At 69.2% G+C, this 25,267-nt stretch carries 24 protein-coding genes; 8 read left to right on the top strand and 16 right to left on the bottom strand.

Going from position 1 to position 25,267, the window contains the following annotated elements; translation table 11 throughout:
* The 8 genes from HW466_RS11785 (at position 1) to HW466_RS11750 (ending at position 7,744) form a co-directional block, all read left to right on the top strand.
* Positions 1-513: an RDD family protein gene (locus HW466_RS11785; RefSeq protein ID WP_059979113.1), complete on the top strand. Its 513-nt coding sequence runs from the start codon at positions 1-3 to the stop codon at positions 511-513.
* Positions 514-765: 252 nt separating this feature from the next.
* Complete coding sequence (locus HW466_RS11780; RefSeq protein WP_060273843.1) at positions 766-1,707, top strand: UDP-2,3-diacylglucosamine diphosphatase; 942 nt, start codon at positions 766-768, stop codon at positions 1,705-1,707.
* A 30-nt stretch (positions 1,708-1,737) separates the two neighbouring features.
* Positions 1,738-2,772, top strand: coding sequence for a glycosyltransferase family 4 protein (locus HW466_RS11775; protein WP_059448716.1), 1,035 nt, complete (start codon positions 1,738-1,740; stop codon positions 2,770-2,772).
* A complete protein-coding gene (locus HW466_RS11770; RefSeq protein WP_059502626.1) occupies positions 2,769-3,305 on the top strand; it encodes a diacylglycerol kinase in 537 nt (178 codons plus the stop codon). Before HW466_RS11775 ends, HW466_RS11770 begins: the two co-directional genes overlap by 4 nt.
* Positions 3,306-3,499: 194 nt before the next feature.
* The gene (locus HW466_RS11765; protein ID WP_059448714.1) at positions 3,500-4,255 is read left to right on the top strand and encodes a TetR/AcrR family transcriptional regulator; all 756 of its coding nucleotides are present in this window, start codon (positions 3,500-3,502) and stop codon (positions 4,253-4,255) included.
* Positions 4,252-4,833, top strand: coding sequence for an LOG family protein (locus HW466_RS11760; RefSeq protein ID WP_059502628.1), 582 nt, complete (start codon positions 4,252-4,254; stop codon positions 4,831-4,833). Before HW466_RS11765 ends, HW466_RS11760 begins: the two co-directional genes overlap by 4 nt.
* Positions 4,834-4,855: 22 nt before the next feature.
* Positions 4,856-5,620: an SDR family oxidoreductase gene (locus HW466_RS11755; protein WP_059448712.1), complete on the top strand. Its 765-nt coding sequence runs from the start codon at positions 4,856-4,858 to the stop codon at positions 5,618-5,620.
* Positions 5,621-5,848: 228 nt separating this feature from the next.
* Positions 5,849-7,744, top strand: a complete 1,896-nt coding sequence (locus HW466_RS11750) for an ArnT family glycosyltransferase (protein ID WP_151006335.1) — start codon at positions 5,849-5,851, stop codon at positions 7,742-7,744.
* Positions 7,745-7,846: 102 nt separating this feature from the next.
* Here the strand turns inward: HW466_RS11750 and HW466_RS11745 are convergent, their stop codons facing one another.
* The 16 genes from HW466_RS11745 to HW466_RS11670 all read right to left on the bottom strand — a co-directional run bounded on the left by HW466_RS11745 (position 7,847) and on the right by HW466_RS11670 (position 25,160).
* A complete protein-coding gene (locus HW466_RS11745) occupies positions 7,847-8,464 on the bottom strand; it encodes a DUF924 family protein (RefSeq protein WP_151006336.1) in 618 nt (205 codons plus the stop codon).
* Entirely contained in the window at positions 8,461-9,192 is a 732-nt protein-coding gene (locus HW466_RS11740) for an alanyl-tRNA editing protein (RefSeq protein ID WP_059448710.1), read from the bottom strand. Before HW466_RS11740 ends, HW466_RS11745 begins: the two co-directional genes overlap by 4 nt.
* 103 nt (positions 9,193-9,295) lie before the next feature.
* Positions 9,296-9,706 (bottom strand): group II truncated hemoglobin, encoded by a 411-nt coding sequence (locus HW466_RS11735; protein WP_059502633.1) that lies wholly within the window; start codon positions 9,704-9,706, stop codon positions 9,296-9,298.
* A 42-nt stretch (positions 9,707-9,748) separates the two neighbouring features.
* Positions 9,749-12,253: an ABC transporter permease gene (locus HW466_RS11730; RefSeq protein ID WP_420908228.1), complete on the bottom strand. Its 2,505-nt coding sequence runs from the start codon at positions 12,251-12,253 to the stop codon at positions 9,749-9,751.
* 107 nt (positions 12,254-12,360) lie between these two features.
* Positions 12,361-12,978 (bottom strand): DUF4126 domain-containing protein, encoded by a 618-nt coding sequence (locus tag HW466_RS11725; protein WP_040144699.1) that lies wholly within the window; start codon positions 12,976-12,978, stop codon positions 12,361-12,363.
* Between the two features lie 218 nt (positions 12,979-13,196).
* Positions 13,197-13,517, bottom strand: a complete 321-nt coding sequence (gene sugE, locus HW466_RS11720; protein WP_059448707.1) for a quaternary ammonium compound efflux SMR transporter SugE — start codon at positions 13,515-13,517, stop codon at positions 13,197-13,199.
* Between the two features lie 179 nt (positions 13,518-13,696).
* On the bottom strand, positions 13,697-13,981 hold the full coding sequence (locus HW466_RS11715) for a putative hemolysin (RefSeq protein WP_151006392.1): 285 nt from the start codon (positions 13,979-13,981) through the stop codon (positions 13,697-13,699).
* A 156-nt stretch (positions 13,982-14,137) separates the two neighbouring features.
* A complete protein-coding gene (gene kdpE / locus HW466_RS11710; protein ID WP_059448706.1) occupies positions 14,138-14,836 on the bottom strand; it encodes a two-component system response regulator KdpE in 699 nt (232 codons plus the stop codon).
* On the bottom strand, positions 14,829-17,672 hold the full coding sequence (locus HW466_RS11705) for a sensor histidine kinase (RefSeq protein WP_174905837.1): 2,844 nt from the start codon (positions 17,670-17,672) through the stop codon (positions 14,829-14,831). Before HW466_RS11705 ends, kdpE begins: the two co-directional genes overlap by 8 nt.
* 147 nt (positions 17,673-17,819) lie before the next feature.
* Positions 17,820-18,401 (bottom strand): potassium-transporting ATPase subunit KdpC, encoded by a 582-nt coding sequence (kdpC, locus tag HW466_RS11700; RefSeq protein ID WP_060296584.1) that lies wholly within the window; start codon positions 18,399-18,401, stop codon positions 17,820-17,822.
* A 27-nt stretch (positions 18,402-18,428) separates the two neighbouring features.
* The gene (kdpB, locus tag HW466_RS11695) at positions 18,429-20,513 is read right to left on the bottom strand and encodes a potassium-transporting ATPase subunit KdpB (protein ID WP_059502640.1); all 2,085 of its coding nucleotides are present in this window, start codon (positions 20,511-20,513) and stop codon (positions 18,429-18,431) included.
* A 54-nt stretch (positions 20,514-20,567) separates the two neighbouring features.
* Positions 20,568-22,373 (bottom strand): potassium-transporting ATPase subunit KdpA, encoded by a 1,806-nt coding sequence (kdpA, locus tag HW466_RS11690; RefSeq protein ID WP_059770843.1) that lies wholly within the window; start codon positions 22,371-22,373, stop codon positions 20,568-20,570.
* The gene (gene kdpF / locus HW466_RS11685; RefSeq protein ID WP_006752209.1) at positions 22,370-22,462 is read right to left on the bottom strand and encodes a K(+)-transporting ATPase subunit F; all 93 of its coding nucleotides are present in this window, start codon (positions 22,460-22,462) and stop codon (positions 22,370-22,372) included. Before kdpF ends, kdpA begins: the two co-directional genes overlap by 4 nt.
* 312 nt (positions 22,463-22,774) lie before the next feature.
* Positions 22,775-23,749, bottom strand: a complete 975-nt coding sequence (locus HW466_RS11680) for a quinone oxidoreductase family protein (protein WP_059542473.1) — start codon at positions 23,747-23,749, stop codon at positions 22,775-22,777.
* A gap of 183 nt (positions 23,750-23,932) precedes the next feature.
* Positions 23,933-24,325 carry a methylglyoxal synthase gene (locus HW466_RS11675; protein WP_059448700.1) on the bottom strand — a complete coding sequence of 131 codons (393 nt, stop codon included), beginning with the start codon at positions 24,323-24,325 and terminating at the stop codon, positions 23,933-23,935.
* Positions 24,326-24,380: 55 nt separating this feature from the next.
* A complete protein-coding gene (locus HW466_RS11670) occupies positions 24,381-25,160 on the bottom strand; it encodes an SDR family oxidoreductase (protein WP_151005272.1) in 780 nt (259 codons plus the stop codon).
* Positions 25,161-25,267 lie beyond the last annotated feature (107 nt).

Raw genomic sequence — 25,267 nt, 5'->3', positions numbered from 1 at the left:
ATGGCGAGCGCCCCCGCCGCATCCCAGGCCGCGGCCGCCGCCGCGCCGTCCGTGCGGCGGCGCCTCGCCGCGATGCTGTACGAAGCGGTGCTGCTGTTCGGCGTCGTGTTCTTCGCCGGTCTCGCATTCAGCCTCGCGACGCAGCAGCGCAACGGCCTCGTTCATCACAATCTCCTCGCCGCGTGGATCGCGCTCGTCGTCGGCGCGTATTTCGTCTGGTTCTGGACCCACGGCGGCCAGACGCTGCCGATGAAGACCTGGCGGCTGCGCCTCGAATCGTCGAGCGGCCGCCCGCTCGGCGCCGGCCACGCGCTCGTCCGCTACGTGCTCGCGTGGCTGTGGTTCCTGCCGCCGCTCGCGCTGCATCCGCTCCTCGGGCTGTCGGTGCCCGTCACGCTCGCGCTGGCTGCCGCGTGGATCGTCGCGTGGGCCGGCGCGGCCCGCCTGCACACCGGTCGCCAGTTCCCGCACGACCGCCTCGCCCGCACGCGCGTCGTCGCGATCCCGCGCTGACGCGCCGCGCGACGGCGACAGGCCCCGCGTCCAAGCGGATTCATCGGACGAAATGACTCGAAGGCACTGTGGCGTCCATCCGCGTCGTCTGCCCGAGCGGCGCAAGACAGTCGGTTCGCCAGATTACGCAACGCCGCCGCATTCACTGCTAAACACGCCCGAACGACAGTAATAAGAACGTCTCGTGACTGTCACGGCATGGTCACGCCCGCATGGCGCAATGCCGGTAATGTCAACCGGCGCGAGTCATGCATGGGCCAGAAAACGTCCGCGACCTCCCTGTTCCGTCAACCGCTCGGCGCTCGCGCCGTCACCGCCTTCCTGTCCGGGTCGGCCGCCACCGATGCCGTTTCGTCGCACGAACCGACGACCACGCACGCCAGGCAACACGACGACCCGGAGCCGTCCACCCATCGCTACCGCACGATCTGGCTGTCCGACATCCATCTCGGCTCGAGCGGCTGTCAGGCGCCGTACCTGCTCGACTTCCTGCGTCACAACGATTCGGAATACCTGTACCTCGTCGGCGACATCATCGACGGCTGGCAGCTGAAGAAGGGCTGGTACTGGCCGCAGGCGCACAACGACGTCGTGCAGAAGGTGCTGCGCAAGGCGCGCAAGGGCACGCAGGTGGTCTACATCCCGGGCAACCACGACGAAGGCGCGCGGCAGTTCTGCGACCTCGCGTTCGGCGACATCCAGGTGCGCGGCGAGGCATTTCACACGACGCTCGCGGGCAAACGTTTGTGGATCGTGCACGGCGACCTGTTCGACGGCGTGATCCAGCACGCGAAATGGCTCGCGTATCTCGGCGACACGCTCTACACGCTGATCCTCGTGCTGAACCGCTGGTTCAACCGGATCCGCAGCCGGCTCGGCTTCCAGTACTGGTCGCTGTCGCAGTACCTGAAGCACCAGGTGAAGAACGCGGTCAACTTCATCTCGCAGTTCGAGACCGTGATGACCGACGAAGCGCGCCGCCGCGGCTGCGACGGCGTCGTGTGCGGGCACATCCACAAGGCGGAGATCCGCGACATCGACGGCGTGCTGTACTGCAACGACGGCGACTGGGTCGAGAGCCTGTCCGCGCTCGTCGAAACGATGGAAGGCGAGCTGAAGATCGTCTACTGGACGGTGATGCGCACCGCGCCGTCCGCCGCTGCGTCGCGCAAGGCCAAGGCCACCGCCGCCTGACACAACTCCACTTACAGGACACATGCCGCGATGAAGATCATGATCGTCACCGACGCGTGGGAACCGCAGGTCAACGGCGTCGTGCGCACGCTGAAGAGCACCTCCCGCGAACTCACCGCGCTCGGCCACCGCGTCGAAATGCTGACGCCGCTGGAATTCCGCACGGTGCCCTGCCCGACCTACCCCGAGATCCGCCTGTCGATCCTGCCGTACCGCAAGCTGCGCGCGCGGATCGATGCGTTCGCACCCGATGCGCTGCACATCGCGACCGAAGGCCCGCTCGGCCTCGCCGCGCGACGCTATGCACGCGCACGCAAGCTGCCGTACACGACCGCGTATCACACGCGCTTTCCGGAATACGTGCAGGCACGCTTCGGCATTCCGCTGGCGGCGACCTACAAGTTCCTGCACTGGTTCCACGGGCCGTCGCTCGCGGTGATGGCGCCGACGCCGGTCGTGAAGCAGGACCTCGAGAAGTTCGGGTTCACGAACGTCGTGCTGTGGACGCGCGGCGTCGATCTCGACATCTTCCGGCCGATGGAGTCGAAGGTGCTCAATACCGCGCGGCCGATCTTCCTGTACGTGGGACGCGTCGCGATCGAGAAGAACGTCGAGGCGTTCCTGCGCCTCGACCTGCCCGGCTCGAAGTGGGTCGCGGGCGAAGGTCCGGCGCTCGCGGAACTGAAATCGCGCTACCCGGAGGCGAACTATCTCGGCGTCCTGTCGCAAGCCGAGCTCGCCAAGGTGTATGCTGCGGCCGACGTGTTCGTGTTTCCGAGTCGCACCGACACGTTCGGCCTCGTGCTGCTGGAGGCGCTCGCATGCGGCACGCCGGTTGCCGCGTACCCCGTCACGGGCCCGATCGACGTGCTCGGCACGGGCGGCGCCGGCGCGATGCACGAAGATCTGCAGGAGGCCTGCCTCGAGGCGCTCAAGATCGAACGCGAAACTGCCCGCGCGTGGGCAGAGCGCTTCTCGTGGCGCGCGGCGTCCGAGCAGTTCGCGTCGCATCTGAAGCCGCTGCCGAAAACTGCGTACTCGCCCGCCGAAGGTGCCGCCGTTTGAAACGAGACCTGAACGACAAGACCCCGCTCCCCGCCGCGACGGCGCAACCGCATGGCCCGTTCGACGAAGAAGAACCGCACGCCGATGCGGACGTGCACACGCACGAGCCGCTCGGCCCCGACGATCGCCTGGCGCCGCTGCCGCCCAACCCGTACAAGCGGCACCGCGGCATCACGCGCGCGTGGTACGCGCTCAAGCATTCGCTGAACGGGTTTCGCGTCGCGATCCGCGAGGAGAGCGCGTTTCGCCAGGAGCTCACGCTCGCCGCGCTGATGCTGCCGATCGGCGCGTTCTCGCCGGTGCCTGCCGCGTCGCGCGCGCTGCTGATCGCATCGGTCCTGCTGGTGCTGATCGTCGAGCTGCTGAACTCGAGCGTCGAGGCCGCGATCGACCGCATCTCGCTCGAGCGCCACGAGTTGTCGAAGCGCGCGAAGGACCTGGGCAGCGCGGCGGTTACCGTCGCGCTGTTCGCGTGCGTGACGACGTGGGCCTTCGTGCTGGGCCCGGTCGTCGCGCGCTGGCTCGGCTTCTAGCGGCACCAGCGGCGCACCGACCGCGTGCGGCGGTGCACCATGCGCGCAACGCATCGCGATCACGAAATGCGCCCGTTGTAAGGAATCCGCGGTTTATAATCGTCGGCCAGACCTAGAACAGCAACCCGCGCCGGACGAATCTCGCAGCATCGATTGCAGCGCCCGCCAGTCCGGCATACACAGGGCCGGACGACATGGAAGCGAAACCTCCCCGCCGCACCCGCGAACGGATTCTCGAGTTGTCGTTGAAACTCTTCAACGAGATCGGCGAGCCGAACGTCACGACGACGACGATCGCCGAGGAAATGGAAATCAGTCCAGGCAACCTGTACTACCATTTCCGCAACAAGGACGACATCATCAACAGCATCTTCGCGCAGTTCGAGCAGCAGATCGAACGGCGGTTGCGCTTTCCCGAAGATCACCGTCCGACGATCGACGAGACCTGGTCGTACCTGCAGTACATGGCCGATTTCATGTGGACCTACCGGTTCCTGTATCGCGATCTCAACGACCTGCTCGCGCGCAATCGCACGCTCGAGACGCACTTCAAGCAGATCATCAGCCACAAGGTGCGCTTCGCGCACGACATGTGCGAGCTGCTCGTGTCCGACGGCGAAATGGTCGCGACGCCCGCCGAGATCGAAGTCATCGCCACCAACATGGCCGTGATCTCGACGTACTGGCTGTCGTATCAGTACGTGATGCACCCGCGCAAATACAACGACCAGGACGCGATCCGCGAAGAGCTGCACCAGGTGAGCATGCACGTGATCTCGGTCATGGCCCCGTACCTGCGCGGACGTTCGCGCCAGCTGTTCGACGATCTCGTCTCCGGCAAGCTGCCCAAGCGCCAGTTCTCCGACTACCTGCCGCCGCGCGACGGTTCGCCGCGCCCCGCCGGCAGCCCGGTCGCGGCCAAGCCCGCCGCAAAGGATACGAAACAATGAAGGCTGTCTGTGTTTACTGCGGCTCGGCGTCCGGCGTGCGGCCCGTCTATGCGGACGCCGCGCGCGCGTTCGGCCGCGCGCTCGTCGATGCGGGCCTCACGCTCGTCTACGGCGGCGGCCGCGTCGGCCTGATGGGCGTGATCGCCGATGAAGTGATGGCGGCCGGCGGCCGTGCGGTCGGCGTGATCCCCGAGTTGCTGGTCGACAAGGAAGTTGGCCATACCGGGCTGTCCGAGCTGCACGTCGTGCCCGACATGCACCACCGCAAGAAGATGATGGCCGACCTCGCGGATGCGTTCGTCGCGATGCCCGGCGGCGCCGGCACGCTCGAGGAATTCTTCGAGGTCTATACGTGGGCGCAGCTCGGCTATCACCGCAAGCCGGTCGCGCTGTACAACATCGATTCGTTCTTCGATCCGCTGATCGCGCTGCTGCGCCACACGGTCGACGAAGGCTTCATGCGTCCGACCTACTTCGACGCGCTGCGCATCGACGCCGAACCGGTCGCGCTGATCGAACAATTGCGCGGCTACCAGCCGCCCGCGCGCGACAAGTGGGCGCCGGACGCGGCCAAGTAAAGTTTATCGGGAGCCGCACGCGATGCCCGCACCGTCGTCCGAACGCAAGGCCGTCCTCATTACCGGCGCGAGTCGCGGCATCGGCCGTGCGACCGCCGTGCTCGCGGCCGAGCGCGGCTGGGATGTCGGCATCAACTATGCACGCGACGCGGCAGCAGCCGAACTGACCGCGCAAGCGGTTCGCGACGCCGGCGCGCGCGCGTGCGTCGTCGCCGGCGACGTCGCGAACGAAGCAGACGTCATCGCGATGTTCGACACCGTCGCGGCCGCGTTCGGTCGCCTCGACGCACTCGTGAACAATGCGGGGATCGTCGCGCCGTCGATGCCGCTCGCCGACATGCCGCTCGACCGGCTGCGGCGGATGTTCGATACCAACGTGCTCGGCGCCTACCTGTGCGCGCGCGAAGCCGCGCGCCGGCTGTCCACCGACCGCGGCGGGCGCGGCGGCGCGATCGTCAACGTGTCGTCGATCGCGTCGCGGCTCGGTTCCCCTAACGAGTACGTCGACTATGCGGGCTCGAAGGGCGCGGTCGATTCGCTGACGATCGGCCTCGCGAAGGAGCTCGGCCCGCACGGCGTGCGCGTCAACGCGGTGCGGCCCGGCCTGATCGAGACGGAAATCCATGCGAGCGGCGGCCAGCCGGGGCGCGCGGCACGCCTCGGCGCGCAGACGCCGCTCGGCCGCGCGGGCGACGCGCAGGAGATCGCGGAAGCGATCGTCTGGCTGCTCGGCGACACCGCGTCATACACGACGGGCGCCCTGCTCGACGTCGGCGGCGGCCGATAATCGCGCCCTCAACGGGCAAAAACGGACCGGCTGAAGCCGGTCCGTGGTCACGACACCACAAATCTCCACAATATCGTGACCATTCCAGTAAACATCGGTAACAGTTCCGTGTTCTACTAGCGCCAACCAAAAACAGCCGGTCATCCGGCTGTCATCTCGCCTCGATGCGACCCTTATTGGATCCGGCCCATGTCGCCGGGCCCGCTTGACCCGACCGAGATCTTTTCCATGCCAGGAACAGCAGCGCCCGGCCGGCGACGCACATCCGTGCCCGCTTCGGCCATGCACGCCCGATCAGCCGCCGATCCCGACCTCAGCGCGACCCTCCATGCCGCCGGCACGCCCGCCGTGGCCGGCAGCCCCGCGACGGACGCCGCCGGCAATCGCGCTCTGCGGCTGGGCTGGCGCGTCTGGCTGCTGGTTGCCGCGCTGGTCTGCGCGTACACGCTGCCGGGCGTGCTCGGCCACGATCCGTGGAAGCAGGACGAAACCTATACGTTCGGCATCATCCAGCACATGCTCGAGACGGGCGACTTCGTCGTGCCGACCAACGCCGGCCAGCCGTTCATGGAAAAGCCGCCGCTCTACGCGTGGGTCGCGACGAGCCTCGCATGGCTGCTGCAGCGGGTGATGCCGCTGCACGACGCGGCGCGGCTCGCGAGCGCGCTGTTCGCGGCGCTCGCGTTCGCCTTCGTCGCACGCGCGGCACGCAGTGCCAGCCGGGCCGACAGTTGGCTCGACCTGCGTGTGATTGGCCCCGTCGTGCTGAGCGCGGGCACGCTCGTCGTCGTCAAGCACGTGCACGACATGATGACCGACGTCGCGCTGTTCGCGGGCACCGCGATGGGCTTTTGCGGCCTGCTCGAGCTCGTGATGCAGCACGTCGCGCGCGCGCGCCGGATGCGACACGGGCTGCCGGTGCGACCGTCCGGCCGCTGGGCCGCGCCGATCTTCGGCGCGGGCGTCGGCATCGCGCTGATGGCAAAGGGACTGTTCGTGCCGCTCGTGTTCGCCGCCACGCTCACGGGCGCGCTGGTGCTCTACCCCGCCTGCCGCACGCGTGCGTTCGCGCGCTCGCTCGGTGTCGCCGCGCTCGTGTTCGCACCGTTCGCGCTCATCTGGCCGACGGCGCTGTTCCTGCGTTCCGAAACGCTGTTCATGACCTGGTTCTGGGACAACAACGTCGGCCGCTTCTTCGGTTTCTCGGTGCCGGAACTCGGCGCGGAAAACGACAAGCCGTTCTTCATCCTGCGTGCGTTCCTGCTCCTCGGCTTCCCGGTCGCGCCGCTCGCGATCGTCGCGCTGGCACGCGGCGCATGGCGCGAATGGCGCACGCCGCGCATCGCGCTGCCCGTACTCTTCGCCGGGGTCGGCCTCGCGGTGCTGCAAGTGTCCGCGACCTCGCGCCAGCTCTACATCCTGCCGTTCTTCGCACCGCTCGCGCTGGTTGCCGCGCAGGCGATCGAGCGGCTGCCGCGCGGGCTGCATCTCGCATGGGATTACCTGAGCCGACTGCTGTTCGGCACCGTGGTCGCGCTCGCGTGGGGAATCTGGGCGGTAATGGCCGATCCGGGTTCATCGCGTGCGGGCCTCGCGCTGCTCGGCCGCTGGCTGCCGCTCGACTGGACGATGCCGATCGTGCCCGCGTTCGTGATCGGCGCGCTCGTGCTGACGGTCGGCTGGCTGGGGCTGCTGCCGAAGCTGCGCACGACGGGCCCGTGGCGCGGCGCGCTGTCGTGGGGCGCCGGCGCACTGGTCGCCTGGGGTCTCGTGTATACGCTGTTGCTGCCGTGGCTCGACGTCGCGAAGAGCTACCGGTCGGTGTTCGACGACCTGAACGCACATCTCGCCCTCGAATGGAGCGACGGCGACTGCATGGCGAGCCTGCACGGGCTCGGCGAATCGGAAGCGCCGATGCTGTACTACTTCTCCGGTATCCAGCACACGCCGATCGACGACGCGAAAACGACCCGCTGCACGTGGATGATCGTCCAGGGCGTGCGGGCCGTCGATCCGGCGCCGGGCAGCGAATGGAAACTGTTTTGGACCGGCGCTCGCCCGGGCGACGACGAGGAACTGCTGCGCGTCTACGTGCGCACGCCCGAAGAGCACGAAACGCAGTGAAACGAGGCGGCGCCGCGAAACGGCGCCGTCGTCATTTCCGGGAGGCCGCGCAACCGGCATCGAAGCGCGGTTTCACGCCGGCCGTCTCACCGCCCGCGCACGTCAGAACGACGAGCCCGGCTCGCGCAGGAATGCCGCCTCCGCATCGGTCGACGGACGGCCGAGAATCGCATTGCGGTGCGGAAAGCGGCCGAAGCGCTCGACGACGGCCGCATGACGCAACGCGAAGTCGTGATAGCTCTCGCACCCTGCCTCGCCGCGAATACCCGCGCACAGGCGCACGGCCTCGCGCTGGCTCTCGCCCGATTCGTCGTGTTCGAACGGCAGGTACGCAAACGCGCGGTGATGGCCGCTCGGCAATCGCGCATCCCAGCCGGCCGCGACGACGCGCCGCGCGAGCGCCAGCGCCTTCGGATCGGCAGCGAACGCGCGCGGCGTGCCGCGATGAATGTTGCGGGAGAACTGGTCGAGCACGACGATCAGCGCGAGCGCGCCGAGCGGCGTGTCGGCCCAGCGATCGTGGGCGCCGTCGCACGCGGCGTCGAGCAACGCGCCGTAGCGCGTCCGCAGCAAGTCGTCGAACGCCGCGCCGCCGTTGAACCACACCTTGCGCGCGTGGCCGAATTCGGCCGACCCCGGCTCGCCGAACCAGAAATCGAGAATCTCGCGTGCTTGCGGATCGAGCGCCGCGGCACTGTCCGTCACGTGTTCGACCGTCATGCAAACTCCAGGACGAGGCGCCGTGTCCGCGCGCTCTTCTTTTCAAGTTTGGCGACCCGCAGGTCGCCGATTTCCGACGTATTGCGCACATGCGTGCCGCCGCACGGCTGAAGATCGACGCCCTCGATGCGCAGCAGCCGCACGCGGCCCAGCCCCAGCGGCGGCTTCACGCTCATCGTGCGCACGAGCTCGGGCCGCTCGGTCATCTCGGCGTCGGTGATCCATTCGGTGGTGACGGCATGCGCGCCGTGGACCAGCGCCGCGAGACGGCGCTCGACGTCGACGCGGTCGATCGCGTCCGACGTCGCGAAATCGAGCCGCACGTAGTCGGCCGTCACGCTGCAGCCGTCGACCGGATACGGCAGCACCGCGCACATCAGGTGCGCGGCCGTATGCAGCCGCATGTGCCGGTAGCGGCGCAGCCAGTCGATGCCCGCGACCACGCGCGCGCCCGGCACGAGCGCCGCGACGTGCGCTTCCTGGCCCGGCGCGGGCACGTGCACGGCATCGTCCGGTGTTGCGCCGTCGAACTTCGCCTTGCGCGTGTCGGCGATCGCGATCGTGCTGCCGTCAGGCAGCGTCAGCGTGCCGCTGTCGCCGGCCTGCCCGCCGCCAAGCGGATAGAAGACGGTGCGGTCGAGCCGGATGCCGTCGTCGCCGACGGCCGCGACGACGGCCTCGCATTGCGTCAGATAGGCATCTTCACGAAACAGGGCATGGGTCGTCATCGGGCGAGCCTCGTATCGATGGGGAAACGGTCAGTGTCGCGCCGCACCGGCCAGGCGCCCAGACGCAGATCGTCCGGGATGCGGACAGCGGCGTACCGGTCGATCAACCGGGCCGGTTGCGCATCCAGTCGGCCGTGTCGTAGAACGAATGCATGAGCCGTTCACGCAATGGCTCGGCGAGCCCGATGTCCTCCATCGCCCACGCCATGCAGCGCAGCCATTGATCGCGCTCGACCGACGCGATCGGGAACGGCAGGTGCCGCGCGCGCAGCCGCGGATGACCGAACCGGCTGATGTAGTGGTCGGGGCCGCCGAGCCAGCCGCTCAGGAACCAGAACAGCTTGTCGCGCGAGCCGTCGAGCGACGCCGGATGCAGCGCGCGAATCTGCGCGAACTCGGGCTCGAGGTCCATCAGGTCGTAAAAGCGGTCCACCATTTCGCGTACGCGGGCTTCGCCGCCCACGAGCTCGAACGCCGTCGGCTGCGACGGCGCTTCATCATTCACATCGGTCATACGAATCGTCGAAAACGGGATAGTCGGGGCCGCCGGCGCCGCTCACGCGTCGCGCAGCGACTGCAGCGCCGGGCGCCGCAACACATTATGCAGGCTCAGCCAGCCGGCCGCACCGGCGCACGCGACGCCGGCCGCGATGCCGGCCGGCACGAGCCACGGATCGACGGCGAGCTGGAAGTCGAACACGCGCGACGCCAGCACCCAGCCGACCGCGATCGCACCGGCCGACGCCAGCGCGCCGGCCAGCGCGCCGACGACGACGAATTCCGCGCGCTGCACCGCATTGACCTGCGCGCGCGACGCGCCGAGCGCACGCAGCAGCGCGGCCTCGCGCACGCGCTCGTCGCGCGAGCCGGCAAGCGCCGTGTACAGCACGAGCACGCCGGCCGCGAGCGTGAACGCAAACAGGAACTGCACCGCGCCGACCACCTGCAGCATCATCCGCTGCAACTGGGCGAGGATCGGCGCGACGTCGATCGCGGTCAGGTTCGGGTAGCGCGCGATCAGCGGATCGAGCAACGCCGCCTGCTCGGCCGGCAAATGGAAGCTCGTCAGGTAGACGGCCGGGAAATCCTTCAGCACCGGCGGCGGCATCAGCACGAAAAAGTTGACGCGAAACGAGCCCCAGTCGAGCTTGCGCACGCTGGTGATCGGCGCATCGACCGTGAGCCCCGTCACGTCGAAGCGCAGCGTGTCGCCCGGCTTCACGTTCAGTGTCTTCGCAAGCCCGGCTTCGATCGAGATTTGCGGGCTGGCCGAGCGGCCGAACCAGTCGCCGGCGACGATCCGGTTGTCGGAAGGCAGCTCGGTCGTGTACGACAGGTTGAACTCGCGGTCGACGAGCCGGCGCGCCTCGTCCGACGGATACGCGTCCGGGTTGACCGGCTTGCCGTTGATCGCGACGAGCCGGCCGCGCACCATCGGCGCGGGCACCGCGTCGCGTATGCCGTGCGCGGCGAGCCACGCCGCGACGTCGGCGCGCTGGTCGGGCTGGATGTCGATCAGGAACTGGTTCGGCGCGTCGGGCGGCGTCGACTGCCGCCAGCCGGCGACGAGGTCGTTGCGCGTGATCGCGATCAGCAACAGGCACATCAGCCCCAGCGCGAGCGCGGTGATCTGCAGCGCGCTCGCCGTGCCGCGCCGGTGCAGCGACGCGAGCGCATAGCGCCACCCGACGCCGGCAGCCACGCGCGCATCGCGCACCGCGCGCGCCGCCACGTAGAGCACGAGCCGCGCGATCAGCGAAAAACCGATCAATGCGCCCGCGAATCCGCCCGCGACGATCAGCCCGAGCTTGAGGTTGCCCGCCGCGACGATCAGCAGCCCCGCGAACAGCACGACGCCGAGCGCATACAACGCCCAGGCCGTGCGCGAAGCGTCGCCCCAGTCGCGCCGCAGCACGCGCACCGGCGGCACGCGCGTGAGCGGTGCAAGCGGCGGCAGCGCGAAGCCGAGCAGCAGCACGAGCGCGGCGCCGATGCCGACGAGCGCGGGCCAGGGCGTGGGCGGCGGCAGCACGACGTCGATCAGGCTGCCGAGCGCCGCGAGGAGCGCCCAGTGGCCGCCGTAGCCGAGCAACGCGCCGGCGCCCCCCGAGACGATGCCGACGCCGGCGAATTCGAGCGCGAACAGCGCGCCGAGCGTGCGGCGGCTCACGCCGAGGCAGCGCATCGTCGCGCAGCCGTCCAGATGGCGCCGCATGTAGCGCTGCGCGGCCATCGCGATCGCGACCGCCGCGAGCAGCGCGGTGAGCAGCGCGACGAGCGTCAGGAAATGGCGCGCGCGATCGAGCGTCTGGCGCACCTGCGGCTGGCCTTCCTGCAACGATTCGAGGCCGACGCCGCGCAGCTTGCCGCCGTCGACGCGCCCGTGCGCGTAAGCCTCGAAGCGCGCGACGGCCGGCGCGTCGCCGGCCACGAGCAGCCGGTACGTGACGCGGCTGCCGTAGCCGGTGAGCCCGGTCGCGGCGAGTTCGTCCGCGCGCATCATCAGCCGCGGCGAAAAATTGACGAACGAAAAACCGCGATCGAGTTCGCGGGAGATCGACGCGGCGACCGTGAACGTGCGCAGCCCGACACGCACGGTGCCGCCTGCCTTCAGATGCAACGCATCGAGCAATGCGGGATCGGCCCACACGGTGCCGGGCGCGGGGATCGCGGTCGCCTTGTGCGCGGCGCTCGCGCCGGCCGGCACGATCTCGACCGCGCCGTGCAGCGGATACCCGATCGATACGGCCTTCACCGCCGCGAGGCGCGCGGGCGCCGCGTCGCCCGCCTGCCCGCCGGCGGCCGCTGCGATCATGCTCGGGAAAATCGCGGTGGTCGCGGTACGCAACCCGAGCGCGCGCGCCTCGCGGTCGAACGACGGATCGACGGGATGATCGGCGCGCACGACGAAATCGGCGCCGAGCATCTGGCGCGCGTCGCGCTCGAGCCCCTGGCGCAGCCGGTCGGCGAGGAAACCGACGCTCGTCAGCGCCGCGACCGCGAGTACCAGCGCCAGCACGAGCAGCGTGAGTTCACCGGCGCGCCAGTCGCGCGCGGTCATCCGCGCCGCCTGGCGGATCAGGTCGTGCCAGCCGAAGCGGCCGGCATGGCCGGGCCGCCCGGCCGGCAAAGGGTCGGCGGGCTGCCGCTCGGCGGGTGAAGGCGCCTTCAATCGCGCTTGCCCCCGATCGAGTTGAGCCGCGACACCATGTGGTTCGCCATTCCGCGAAAGCCGCCCGACACGCCGCGCCACAGACGCGGCAGCGCCCAGGCCGACGCCGCGATGAACGCCGCGAGCAATACGAGGAAGGCGAGCGGAACGAAGAACGCGAGTGCGAGGCCGCCGAACACGAGGCCGTCCTCGGTGGACGACGCGACCCAGTTCGAGATCGGCTCGGGAGACAGGTTGATCAGCGCGCGCGTGCCGGCCTTCGCGACGTGCGCGGCACCGGCGAGCGAACCGCCGGCCAGCCCGGCGACCGCGAGCACGGTCGGGTCGGCATGGCCGAGTGCGCCGGCGGCCAGCACCGCGCCGGCCGGAATGCGGATGAAGGTGTGCACCGCGTCCCACAGCGAATCGAACGCCGGAATCTTGTCGGCAAGGAATTCGGTGACGGCGAGCACGGCGGCCGCGCCGATGACCCATGGCGACGTCAGGACCGCGAGCGTGTCCGGCAGATGGAGCCAGCCGACCCGCGCGAGCACGCCGGCGATCAACACCGTCAGGTAAAGGCGCAGCCCGCTCGCCCACGCGAGCCCCGCGCCGAGCGAAATGGCTTCGATCATGGCCCTCTCCTTGCACTTTACCGTGCGCTTTGCCGATTGATCGGATCGAGTCGGTGCGACGGCCGCGCGGCGCGTGGCGACCGGAGCCGCGCGGCCGGGAGCGGCGCGGCGACATTCAGGCCCGAATGCGTTCCATTATAGACAGGCTCGCCGGCGGGCCGGCGCAATTCCGCGGTGCATCACGACCGGGGGCGCCGGCCGGGCGCGGCCCGTCGGCATCAGGCAGCCGACGACAGCTTCAGGCCGACCAGCCCGAGCACGATCAGCGACGCGCTCGCGACGCGGGCGACCGTGAGCGCCTCGCCCATCATCACGATCCCGAACACGAATGCGCCGACCGCGCCGATGCCCGTCCATACCGCATATGCGGTGCCGAGCGGCAACTGGCGCATCGCGACCGCGAGCAGCCCGAAGCTGGCCAGCGCCGTGACGATCGTAAACACCGACGGTCCGAGCTTCGTGAAACCCTCGGACGACTTCATGCCGGCCGCCCATGCCACTTCCAGCAAACCGGCAATCAACAACAATACCCACGCCATCTCGACGTACTCCAGAACGGATGGGGCCGTCCCCGTTGCAGCGAATGGCCCGGGGTCGTCCCCGGGCGGCGCCGAGTATAACAAGGCGCTAACGGGCATGCCGGATGCGCGGCTCCCGGCGGCGAACGGAGATCGGGCGGACGCACGGTGCGGCCACGCCCGCCCTGCCGCGCGCGGCTTCAGTTCGACACGCGCTTGGCCCCGACACCGCCGACGCAGCGGTCGTCGCGATACAGCGCCCACTCGTCGCACACGCGGCCGTCCTTGAACACGCACATGCCGACCTGCCCGCGCGGAAGGTTGCGGATCACGTGGCGTCCGCCGAGCTTTTCGCAATTGACCGACGCGGGATTGGCGAGCGTCTGCTGTGACGCGGGAGGCTGTTGTCCGGGCGGCAGCGGCTGCGCGAACGCGCGGGGCGCGGCAAGCGCCAGCGCACTGATGACGACGAGACGGACGGACATGGCACGCTCCTCGGTTTCGTTCGCACAACGGTCAGCATAGCGGGGAATCCGCGGCCGGTGTGCGCGGCCGGCGCATGCGGCGGCAATGTCGCGCCGATGCAACTTCACCGGCGCGCCGCGTTGCATTCACGCCGCATCGCGCGCCATGCCGCGACGTCACGCAGCGCCGACGAGCCGGTAGCCGACGCCGGTTTCGGTGACGATGTGCTCGGGCTGCGCGGGATCGCGTTCGAGCTTCTGGCGCAGATGCGCCATGTAGATGCGCAGATAGTGATGACTCTCGACGTGCGACGGCCCCCAGACGTCGCGCAACAGCTGACGGTGCGTGAGCACGCGCCCCGCATGCCGCACGAGCGTCGCGAGCAGCCGGTATTCGAGCGGCGTCAAATGCACGATCTCGCCGTCGCGCCACACCTGGCGCAGCGCGAGATCGACGCTCACGCCGCCGAAATTCACCTTCGGCGATTCGTTCGCGCCGCCCTGGTTGCGCCGGCGCAGTTGCGCGCGGATGCGCGCACGCAGCTCGGACACGCCGAACGGCTTGGTCAGGTAGTCGTCGGCGCCCGCGTCGAGCGCGGCGACCTTCTCCTCTTCCTGCGTGCGCGCGGACAGCACGATCACCGGCACCTCGGACCACCCGCGCAGCTCCCGGATCACGTCGAGGCCGTCGGTGTCGGGCAGCCCGAGGTCGACGATCACGAGATCGGGCTTGCGGGTCGCCGCATCGATCAGCCCCTGCTTGCCCGTCTCCGCCTCGAACACGGCGACGCCGTCCTCTTCGAGCGCGGCGCGCACGAAGCGGCGGATCTGTTTCTCGTCCTCGATCAGGACGACGGTCAGGCTCGGTTCACTCATGGTCTGGCAATGGCTCGGAGGGGGACGATGCGCCGGGCATGTCGAGTTCGTCGTCGGGTACGGCAGGCACGGCCGGCGGCGTGTCGACCGGCAGCGTGAACGAGAAGCGCGCGCCCGTCACGCGGCCGTCGGGCGCGGTACGGTTGAGCGCGCCGATTTTACCGCCGTGCGCCTCGACGATCGCGCGGCAGATCGCAAGGCCGAGCCCGATGCCGGGCGTCGCCGATTCCTTCTCGCCACGCGTGAACTTGTCGAAGATCCGCGTTTCCATGCCGGCCGGCAGCCCCGGGCCGTGATCGTCGACGTGCACGCGCACGAATGGCTGGCCGTCGTCGGTCACGCGCTCGGCGCCGATGTCGATCGACGTATCGGGCGGCGTGTACTTCGCCGCGTTCTCGAACAGGTTGGTGAACAGCCGCTCCATCAGCACCGCGTCCATCTGCAGCAGCGGCAGGTCGGGCGGCAGCGACACGCGCGCGGGATGCCGCGCGAGCACGCGCTTGCACGCGGCGAGCGCGGCGCCGACGGTTTCCTCGAGCAGCGACCACTGGCGCTTGAGCTGCAGGCTGCCGGCCTGCAGCCGCGCCATGTCGAGCAGGTTCGTGACGATGCCCGTCATCCGCAGCGCCTCGTCGTGGATCGCGTCGACCAGCTCGCCCTCGCGCTGCGCGACGCGTTCGGCCGCCGCGGCGTCGCCGTCGCGCGCGGCCGCGCGTCCGTTCGCGAGCATCGAAGAGAAACCGACGATCGTCGTGAGTGGCGTGCGCAGGTCGTGCGAGATCGCCGACAGCAGCGAGTTGCGCAGCCGCTCGGACTCCATGTTGACGAGCGCGTCGCGCGCGATCTCGACGTAGTGCACGCGCTCGAGCGCAAGCGCGATCTGCGCGGCGAATGCATCGAGCATCCGCAACTGCTCGGGCACCTCGAGCTCCCGAGGGTCGCGCGACGCGACCGCGAGCACGCCGCGCGTGCGCATCGGCGCCTTCAGCGGCAGGTACAGCGCGGCGGTCGCGGGCAGCGTGTCGGTGCCGCGCCCGGCCGGCTTCTGCTGGTCGTACACCCACTGGCCGACGTCGCTGTCGAGATCGGCGCCGGTGAGCGTGACGGCCGCGTCGGGCTCCTCGATCTTCTGCCGCACCTGGTCCGCACTGTCGGGCAGCAGGAACGCGACGCGCGCGCGAAACACCTCGCCCACGTGGCGGCTGCCGATCTCGACGATCTGCTCGGTCGTCAACGCCGCGCCGAGTTCGCGCGCCATCGCGTAGATCGCGCCCGTGCGCCGCTCGCGACGCTGCGCGATGCTCGCCTGGCGCGTCAGCGTCGACGTCAGGTGGCTGATCACGAGCGACGTCAGCAGCATCCCGAAGAAGGTCAGCAGATACTGCGTGTCGCTGACCGAGAACGACATGCGCGGCGGCACGAAGAAGAAATCGAACGCGGCGACCGACAGGAACGACTGCAGCACGCCCGGCCCGCGTCCCAGCCGCACGGCCGAGAACACGACGCCGAGCAGGTACAGCATCACGAGGTTCGTCAGGTCGAGCCGCTCGGACACGATGCTCGCGACGCCGGTGATCGCCGCGCAGATCGCGGCCGCGTATAGATAGTGACGCGGCGGCGAACGGCGCATGCCGAACTGCGCGAACGCGTCGCGCCAGTCGCGCGCGCGTGCGTCGAGCGGCGCCGCGCGCACTTCGTCGCTCGCGGACGCGCGAATCAGCATCAGGTCGACGTCGCCCGCGCGTTCGGCGAGCTTTTCGCCGAACGGCCGCGCGAAGCGACGCGCGAGCCCGACCTTCGGCGAACCGCCCGCGACGAGCTTCGACACGTTGCGCACCTTCGCATAGCCGATCAGCGCGGCGACCGCGTCGTCGCCCGCGAGCGTGGCCGTCTCCGCGCCGAGCTCGGCCGCGAGCTTCAGCGCATCGAGCGTGCGCTGCCGGCGCGCGTCGGGCAGCCGTTGCAGCCGCGGCGTCTCCACGTAGACGGCGATCCAGTCGGCCTTCAGGCTCGCGGCGAGCCGCGCGGCCGCGCGCACGAGCGTCGGCGCCTCGGGGCCAGGCCCGACGCATACGAGCAGCCGCTCGCGCGCCTGCCAGATACGCTGGATCGAACGGTCGGCACGGTATTCGCGCATCTGCGCGTCGACGCGGTCGGCCGTGCGTCGCAGCGCCAGTTCGCGCAGCGCGATCAGGTTGCCCTTGCGGAAGAAGTTGCGCACCGCGCGCTCGGCCTGCTGCGCGAGATAGACCTTGCCGTCGCGCATCCGCGCGAGCAGTTCCTCGGCCGGCAGGTCGACCAGCGTGACCTCGTCGGCCGCGTCGAACACGCGGTCGGGCACGGTCTCCCACACGCGGATGCCGGTGATCGCACCGACCACGTCGTTCAGGCTTTCGAGGTGCTGGACGTTGACGGTGGTGTACACGTCGATGCCCGCGTCGAGCAGTTCGTAGACGTCCTGCCAGCGCTTCAGGTGACGCGCGCCCTGCACGTTCGAATGCGCGAGTTCGTCGACGAGGATCAGTTGCGGCGCGCGCGCGAGCGCGCCGTCGAGATCGAATTCGCTGAGCGTGCGGCCGCGATAGTCGATGCGCGCGAGCGGCAGCACGTCGAGGCCGTCGAGCAGCGCGGCGGTTTCATTGCGGCCGTGGGTCTCGACGATGCCGACGACGACGTCGACACCCTCCTGCCGGCGCTGACGCGCGGCCTGCAGCATCGCATAGGTCTTGCCGACGCCGGCGGACGCGCCGAAGAAGATCTTGAGCTGGCCGCGCCGCTGCTTTTCTTCGTCTCGCTGCAGCTTGTCGAGGAGTTGGTCGGGATCGGGGCGGTTCATGCGTCAGGAAGGCGAAGCGCGAGATGGCGAACGAGTACTGTCATTGTTGTTCCAAATCGCCGCAAAAGGCAAAGACGGCGCATGCGCCGTCGGAAAGACGCGCCCGGCGCGGATCGGGCCGCGCCGGACGCCGGTTGCCGCATGCGCTCAGTGCGCGGCCTGCGCCGCATCGAGCGCGAGGTTCAGCTTCAGCACGTTCACGCGCGGCTCGCCGAGCACGCCGAACTGGCGGCCCGTCGTGTTCGCGGCCACGAGCTGCGCGACCGCGCCGGCCGTCAGGTTGCGCGCCTTCGCGACACGCTCGACCTGGTACGCGGCGGCGGCCGGCGTGATCTCCGGATCGAGGCCGCTCGCCGACGCCGTCACGAGGTCGACCGGCACGGGCTTCGACATGTCGGTGCCCGCGTCGCGCAGCGCGGCGATGCGCGCCTTCACCTGGTCGGCGAGCGACGGGTTCAGCGGGCCCAGGTTCGAGCCGCCGGAGCCGGTCGCGTTGTACGGCATCGGCGACGTGGCGGACAGCCGGCCCCAGAAATACTTCGGCGCATCGAACGACTGGCCGATCAGCGCGGAGCCGACCGCCTTGCCGTCCTTCTCGAGCAGGCTGCCGTTCGCCTGCGACGGAAACACGGCCTGGCCGAACACGGTCATCGCGGCCGGGTATGCGAGCCCCGTCACGACGGTCAGTACGACGAAGATCACGACGAGCGGGCGAATCAACGATTTCATGATGGTTCTTCCTTCAGGTACGGCGCATCAGGCCCAGCCGAGCGCGGCGAGCGTCATGTCGATCAGCTTGATGAACGGGAACGGCAGCAGCACGCCGCCGAGGCCGTACACCAGCAGGTTGCGGCGCAGCAGCGACGCGGCGCCGAGCGGCCGGTAAGTGACGCCCTTCAGCGCGAGCGGGATCAGCGCGACGATGATCAGCGCATTGAAGATCACCGCCGACAGGATCGCCGACGCCGGCGAGCTCAGATGCATGATGTCGAGCACGCGCAGCTGCGGGTACGTCGTCACGAACGCGGCCGGGATGATCGCGAAATACTTCGCGATGTCGTTCGCGATCGAGAACGTCGTCAGCGAGCCGCGCGTCATCAGCATCTGCTTGCCGATCTCGACGATCTCGATCAGCTTCGTCGGGTTCGAATCGAGATCGACCATGTTGCCGGCTTCCTTCGCCGCTTGCGTGCCGGTGTTCATCGCGACCGCCACGTCGGCCTGCGCGAGCGCCGGCGCGTCGTTGGTGCCGTCGCCCGTCATCGCGACGAGGCGCCCCGCCGCCTGGTGCTCGCGGATCGTCGCGAGCTTGGTTTCCGGCGTCGCTTCCGCGAGGAAGTCGTCGACGCCGGCCTCGGCCGCGATCGCCGCGGCGGTGAGGCGGTTGTCGCCCGTCACCATCACGGTCTTGATGCCCATCTTGCGCAGCTCCGCGAAGCGCTCCTTGATGCCGCCCTTCACGATGTCCTTCAGCTCGATCACGCCCAGCACGCGCGCGACGCCGTCGTGCAGGTCGGCCACGACGAGCGGCGTGCTGCCGCGGCGCGCGACGTCGTCGACCGCGCGGCGCACGTCCTCCGGAAAGCGGCTGCCGTGCGCCTCGACGTAGCGGCGAATCGCATCGGCCGCGCCCTTGCGGATCTCGCGGCCGGGCAGATCGACGCCGCTCATCCGCGTCTGCGCGGAGAAGCCGAGGAACGTCGCATGCAGTTGCGCCATGTCGCGCTGGCGGATGTTGAAGCGCTCCTTGGCCAGCACGACGATACTGCGGCCTTCCGGTGTTTCGTCGGCGAGCGACGACAGCTGCGCGGCGTCGGCCAGCGCTTCCTCGGTCACGCCCGGCGCGGGCACGAACGTCGACGCCTGGCGGTTGCCGAGCGTGATCGTGCCGGTCTTGTCGAGCAGCAGCACGTCGACGTCGCCCGCCGCCTCCACCGCGCGGCCCGACGTCGCGATCACGTTCGCCTGCATCATCCGGCTCATCCCGGCCACGCCGATCGCGGACAGCAGGCCGCCGATCGTCGTCGGGATCAGGCACACCAGCAGCGCGACGAGCGCGGTGATCGTCACCACGTGACCGGCCTTCATCGCTTCGACCGAGAACATCGAGAACGGCAGCAGCGTCGCGGTCGCGAGCAGCATCACGATCGTCAGCGCGACGAGCAGGATCGTCAGCGCGACCTCGTTCGGCGTCTTCTTGCGCTTCGCGCCTTCGACCATCGCGATCATCCGGTCGAGGAACGCCTCGCCGGGGTTCGCCGTGACCTTCACGACGATCCAGTCGGACAGCACGCGCGTGCCGCCCGTCACCGACGAGAAGTCGCCGCCCGATTCGCGGATCACCGGCGCGGATTCGCCGGTGATCGCCGATTCGTCGACCGACGCGACGCCCTCGACGACTTCGCCGTCGGCCGGGATCACGTCGCCGGCCTCGACCAGCACGACGTCGCCGCGGCGCAGGTCGGACGCGGTCGTGATGCGGATCGGCGACTTCGGATGCGGCTCGTTGAGCTTCTTCGCCATCACGTCCTTCTTCGCGCTGCGCAGCGATGCGGCCTGCGCCTTCGAGCGCCCTTCGGCGAGCGCTTCGGCGAAGTTCGCGAACAGCACCGTGAACCACAGCCACAGCGCGATCGCGAGGATGAAGCCCGCCGGCGCCTCGGCCTGGCCGGCAAGCGCCGCGATCCACAGGATCGTGGTCAGGATGCTGCCGACGTACACGCAGAACATCACCGGGTTGCGGAACTGCGTGCGCGGCGTGAGTTTCTTGAACGAATCCACGATCGCCGGGCGCAGCAGCGCCGGATCGAACATGGATCGTGTTGCGGAATGTTGAGTCATTGCGATCTCTTCAATCTCTTCAGTCTTTGCAAGGTGTCGCCATGTGCGCGCGCATCACGCGCCCAGCCACATCATCAGATGCTCGACGCCCGGGCCGAGCGCGAGCGCCGGCACGTACGTCAGCGCGCCGACCAGCATCACGGTGCCGAGCAGCAGCACGACGAACAGCGGGCCGTGGGTCGGCAGCGTGCCGCTCGTCACCGCGATGCGCTTCTTCGCGGCGAGCGAGCCGGCGATCGCCAGCACCGGCACGATCGTGCCGAAGCGGCCGAACCACATCGCGATCGCGGTCATCCAGTTGTAGAACGGCGTGCCGACCGTCAGGCCCGCGAACGCGCTGCCGTTGTTGTTCGCGGCCGAGCTGAACGCGTACAGGATTTCCGAGAAGCCGTGCGGGCCCGGGTTCGCGATGCCGGCACGGCCGGCGTCCGCCAGCACCGCGATCGACGTGCCGACCAGCACGAGCAGCGGCGTGAGCAGCACGACGATCGACACCATCTTCATCTCGTACGACTCGATCTTCTTGCCGACGTATTCGGGCGTGCGGCCGATCATCAGGCCGGCGACGAACACCGCGAGCAGCGCGAACACGAGCATCCCGTAGAGGCCGGAGCCGACCCCGCCGTAGATCACCTCGCCGAGCTGCATCAGCAACATCGGCACGAGACCGCCGAGCGGCGTCAGCGAATCGTGCATCGTGTCGACCGCACCGCACGACGCGGCCGTCGTCGCGACCGTGAAGATGCCGGTCTGCGCGATGCCGAAGCGCGTTTCCTTGCCTTCCATGTTGCCGCCCGGCTGCAGCGCGCTCGTCGACTGGTCGACGTGCAGCGCGGCGAGCGTCGGGTTGCCTGCCTGCTCGGCGCTGACCTCGACGCCGATCGCGATCGCGAACGCGACCGTCATCGCCGCGAGCACCGCGATGCCCTGCCGGCGGTCGCCGATCATGCGGCCGAACACGAGACACAACGCGGCCGGGATGATCAGGATCGAGAAGATCTGCACGAAGTTCGCGAACGGCGTCGGGTTCTCGTACGGGTGCGCGGAGTTCGCGTTGAAGAAGCCGCCGCCGTTGGTGCCGAGCATCTTGATCGCTTCCTGCGACGCGACCGGGCCCATCGCGAGCGTCTGCTTCACGAGCGGGGTCGGCACCGTCACCGGGTTGCCCTTTTCGTCCTTCACCGCGTTGCCCTGCGCGTCGAGCTTCGGCGCCGCATACGTGCTCGCCTGCAGCACCGGCACGTCCTGGTACGCCTTCATGTTCTGGATCACGCCCTGGCTCATCAGCAGCGCGGCGACGAGCGCGGCCATCGGCACCAGCACGTACATCGTCACGCGCGTGAGGTCGACCCAGAAGTTGCCGATCGTCTGCGCGGTATGGCGCGCGAAGCCGCGAATCAGCGCGATCACGACGACGATGCCGGTCGCCGCCGACAGGAAGTTCTGCACGGTGAGGCCGAGCATCTGCGTCAGATAGCTGACGGTCTGCTCGGGCGTGTAGTCCTGCCAGTTCGTGTTGGTGACGAAGCTCACGGCCGTGTTGAACGCGCCGTCGGCCGTCATCGCGCCGAATTGCTGCGGATTGCCGGGCAGGAAGCCCTGCAGGCGCAGCAGGCCGTACAGGAACAGCGCACCGAGCGCGTTGAACGCGATCGTGGCGATCGCATACTGCTTCCAGTTCATTTCGGTGCCGGCGTCGACGCCGGCGATGCGGTACAGCACGCGCTCGAGCGGCCCGAACACGCGCACGACGCGCGAGCTGCCGTCCATCACGCCCGTCAGGTAGCGCGCGACCGGCACCGCCGCCGCGAGCAGCACGACGATGAACAGCAGCATCTGCAACAGGTTGTTCGCGTTCATTCGATGTCCTCCGCGCGCAGCAGCGCAAAGACGAGATACGCGAACAGCAGGGCCGTCGAGGCACCCGCGAGCCAAAGCATCCAGGTCATGCGCGCCCCCCGCGTCCGTATTGCACGAGCTTCTCGCAACCGGCGAGCAAACCGAGGATCAGCGCGGTGAACAACACCAGCGCGCCGATGAAAACCCCATCCATTTTTGTGTTCTCCGTCGTCGAAATCGGACGACTAGAACCTTATGGGAACGCGCGTAAAGGTCGGGTCAAAGGTGATCGGAGCAGTATAAAAAACGCGTAAACGCGTGCGACGAGGCAGGAATGGCGCGACGGATGAAGGCGGAACGGACGGGGGACGGCGCCGCCCGTCACGGTGCGTGCCGGCGTGGCGCCGGCACGAAGGGATGCGTCACGGAACGAGGATCGTCGAGCCGGTCGTCTTGCGCGACTCGAGGTCGGCATGCGCGCGGCCGACTTCCGCGAGCGGATAGCGCTGGTTGATGCTGGTCTTCACCTTGCCCGACAGGATCACGTCGAACAGCTCGGCGGCCGCGGACTCGAGATCCGCACGCTTCGCGATGTACGAGAACAGCGTCGGCCGCGTGAAGAACAGCGAGCCGCGCGACGAGAATTCCTTCGAGTCGATCGGCGGCAGCGGGCCCGATGCATTGCCGAAGCTGACGAAATAGCCGAGCGGCGCGAGACAGTCGAGCGAACCGACGTAGGTGTCCTTGCCGATCGAATCGTAGACGACCGGCACGCCCGCGCCGTGCGTGATCTCCTTCACGCGCTGCGTGAAGTTCTCGCGCGTGTAGACGATCGGATGATCGCAGCCGTGCGCTTTCGCGAGCGCGGCCTTCTCGTCGGAGCCGACCGTCCCGATCACCGTCGCGCCGAGCGCCTTCGCCCACTGGCACACGAGCAGGCCGACGCCGCCGGCCGCCGCGTGGATGAGGATCGTGTCACCGGCTTTCACCGGGTACGTGCGGCGCAGCAGGTAGTGCGCGGTCAGCCCCTGCAGCATCACCGATGCCGCGTCGTCGTAGCTGATCCCGTCGGGCAACTTCACGAGCCGCTCGGCCGGCATCACGCGCTCCTGCGCATACGCGCCCGGCGGCTGCCCGACATAGGCGACGCGGTCGCCCGCCTTGAGCGCGGTCACGCCGTCGCCGACGGCCGTCACCTCGCCCGCCGCCTCCATCCCGAGGCCGCCGGGCAGCGGCTGCGGATAGAGGCCGGTGCGGAAATACACGTCGATGTAGTTGAGCCCGACCGCATGCTGCCGGATCCGGACTTCGCCCGCCTTCGGCGCGCCGACCTCGACATCGACCCACTTCATCACGTCCGGGCCGCCCGGCTGGTCGTATCGGATTGCTTTCGGCATCGTTTCGCTCCTCGTTTCTGAAGTTTCCGAATCTCGGTCAACGGATATTCGGGCCGCCGGCGCGGGCCGGCACGATCGGTACGGGACCGGCGGCCGGGGCACGTCGCGACGCCCGATTCTCGCGCGTCACTGCGCAGCGTGCATGGCCCTGCCGTCAGTAAGGGCAATCGGCCTGGCGACGGGCTAGCAAACGTCCTGCATGATCCGCGCCAGATCGTCGAGCAGCATCCGCGCGGTCGCCACGTTCGTCGCGACCGGCACGTCGTGCACGTCGCACGCGCGCACCAGCGCGGTGATGTCCGGATCGTGCGGCTGCGCGGTCATCGGGTCACGCAGGAACACGACGATGTCGACGCGGCCTTCGGCCAGTTCCGCGCCGATCTGCAGGTCGCCGCCGAGCGGCCCCGACAGCTTGCGCTCGACCTCCAGGCCATGCGCGGCCGCGATGCGGCCGCCCGTCGTGCCCGTTCCGACCAGCCTGCATTGCGCGAGCGTCTCGCGGTACTGGCCCGCGAGCGCGACGATCTCGTCCTTCTTCGCGTCGTGCGCGATCAATGCGATGCGGGGTTTGCTCATCTCCGGTTCCTTCGTGATTCGATCGTTGTCGTAGGTGCGAATGGCGTCGCGCGCATCAGAACGTGCCCGGATACGCGCCGCCGTCGAGCAGCCAGTTCTGCCCGGTGATATAGCCGGCGTGCACGCTGCAGAGGAACGCGCACGCCGCGCCGAATTCGGCGCGCGTGCCGAGGCGCCCGGCCGGGATTTCCTTCGCGCGCCGCGCGCGCATCTCGTCGACCGTCACGCCCTGCGCCTTCGCCGAGGCCGCGAGCGTCGTCGCGATCCGGTCGGTGTCGAACAGCCCGGGCAGCAGGTTGTTGATGGTCACGCCCTGCCCCGCGACCTTGCGCGACAGCCCCGCGACGAAGCCGGTCAGCCCCGAGCGCGCGCCGTTGGACAGCGCGAGCACGTCGATCGGCGCCTTCACGGCCGAACTGGTGATGTTGACGATCCGGCCGAAGCCGCGCGCGATCATCCCGTCGACGGTCGCGCGGATCAGCTCGATCGGCGTCAGCATGTTCGACTCCAGCGCGCGGATCCAGTCGTCGTGCGAGAAATCGCGGAAGTCGCCGGGCGGCGGCCCGCCGGCATTCGTCACGAGAATGTCCGGCTGCGGGCACGCGGCGAGCGCGGCCGCGCGGCCGTCGGGCGTCGTGATGTCGCACGCGACGGCGGTGACCGACACGGTCGACCCGGCGCGGATCTCCTGCGCGGTTTGCTCCAGCGTGTCGCGCGTGCGCGCGACGATCACGAGATTCACGCCCTCGGCGGCCAGCGCTTCCGCGCAGCCGCGACCGAGGCCCTTGCTCGCCGCGCACACGAGCGCGGTCTTTCCTGCGATGCCGAGATCCATCGTCGATTCCCTTGTGGCGACGCGCGCCGGCCGAGCCCCCGCCGCGTTGCCGGAACGGGCGAGCGGTCGGGTACGGGCGCGCACGGCGCGCGGATTTTCGTGAGACG

Origin of the sequence: Burkholderia territorii (assembly GCF_902833055.1) — a bacterium.
Classification (GTDB): Bacteria; Pseudomonadota; Gammaproteobacteria; order Burkholderiales; family Burkholderiaceae; genus Burkholderia; species Burkholderia territorii.
The sequence above is the reverse complement of the archived record's forward strand: the minus strand, read 5'-3'. Positions and strand labels throughout refer to the sequence as shown.

Coding starts and splice junctions, on each gene's coding strand:
- HW466_RS11785 (WP_059979113.1), top strand. CDS start 1: ATGGCGAGCGCCCCCGCCGCATCCCAGGCCGCGGCCGCCGCCGCGCCG.
- HW466_RS11780 (WP_060273843.1), top strand. CDS start 766: ATGGGCCAGAAAACGTCCGCGACCTCCCTGTTCCGTCAACCGCTCGGC.
- HW466_RS11775 (WP_059448716.1), top strand. CDS start 1,738: ATGAAGATCATGATCGTCACCGACGCGTGGGAACCGCAGGTCAACGGC.
- HW466_RS11765 (WP_059448714.1), top strand. CDS start 3,500: ATGGAAGCGAAACCTCCCCGCCGCACCCGCGAACGGATTCTCGAGTTG.
- HW466_RS11760 (WP_059502628.1), top strand. CDS start 4,252: ATGAAGGCTGTCTGTGTTTACTGCGGCTCGGCGTCCGGCGTGCGGCCC.
- HW466_RS11755 (WP_059448712.1), top strand. CDS start 4,856: ATGCCCGCACCGTCGTCCGAACGCAAGGCCGTCCTCATTACCGGCGCG.
- HW466_RS11750 (WP_151006335.1), top strand. CDS start 5,849: ATGCCAGGAACAGCAGCGCCCGGCCGGCGACGCACATCCGTGCCCGCT.
- HW466_RS11745 (WP_151006336.1), bottom strand. CDS start 8,464: ATGACGGTCGAACACGTGACGGACAGTGCCGCGGCGCTCGATCCGCAA.
- HW466_RS11740 (WP_059448710.1), bottom strand. CDS start 9,192: ATGACGACCCATGCCCTGTTTCGTGAAGATGCCTATCTGACGCAATGC.
- HW466_RS11735 (WP_059502633.1), bottom strand. CDS start 9,706: ATGACCGATGTGAATGATGAAGCGCCGTCGCAGCCGACGGCGTTCGAG.
- HW466_RS11730 (WP_420908228.1), bottom strand. CDS start 12,253: ATGACCGCGCGCGACTGGCGCGCCGGTGAACTCACGCTGCTCGTGCTG.
- HW466_RS11725 (WP_040144699.1), bottom strand. CDS start 12,978: ATGATCGAAGCCATTTCGCTCGGCGCGGGGCTCGCGTGGGCGAGCGGG.
- sugE (WP_059448707.1), bottom strand. CDS start 13,517: ATGGCGTGGGTATTGTTGTTGATTGCCGGTTTGCTGGAAGTGGCATGG.
- HW466_RS11715 (WP_151006392.1), bottom strand. CDS start 13,981: ATGTCCGTCCGTCTCGTCGTCATCAGTGCGCTGGCGCTTGCCGCGCCC.
- kdpE (WP_059448706.1), bottom strand. CDS start 14,836: ATGAGTGAACCGAGCCTGACCGTCGTCCTGATCGAGGACGAGAAACAG.
- HW466_RS11705 (WP_174905837.1), bottom strand. CDS start 17,672: ATGAACCGCCCCGATCCCGACCAACTCCTCGACAAGCTGCAGCGAGAC.
- kdpC (WP_060296584.1), bottom strand. CDS start 18,401: ATGAAATCGTTGATTCGCCCGCTCGTCGTGATCTTCGTCGTACTGACC.
- kdpB (WP_059502640.1), bottom strand. CDS start 20,513: ATGACTCAACATTCCGCAACACGATCCATGTTCGATCCGGCGCTGCTG.
- kdpA (WP_059770843.1), bottom strand. CDS start 22,373: ATGAACGCGAACAACCTGTTGCAGATGCTGCTGTTCATCGTCGTGCTG.
- kdpF (WP_006752209.1), bottom strand. CDS start 22,462: ATGACCTGGATGCTTTGGCTCGCGGGTGCCTCGACGGCCCTGCTGTTC.
- HW466_RS11680 (WP_059542473.1), bottom strand. CDS start 23,749: ATGCCGAAAGCAATCCGATACGACCAGCCGGGCGGCCCGGACGTGATG.
- HW466_RS11675 (WP_059448700.1), bottom strand. CDS start 24,325: ATGAGCAAACCCCGCATCGCATTGATCGCGCACGACGCGAAGAAGGAC.
- HW466_RS11670 (WP_151005272.1), bottom strand. CDS start 25,160: ATGGATCTCGGCATCGCAGGAAAGACCGCGCTCGTGTGCGCGGCGAGC.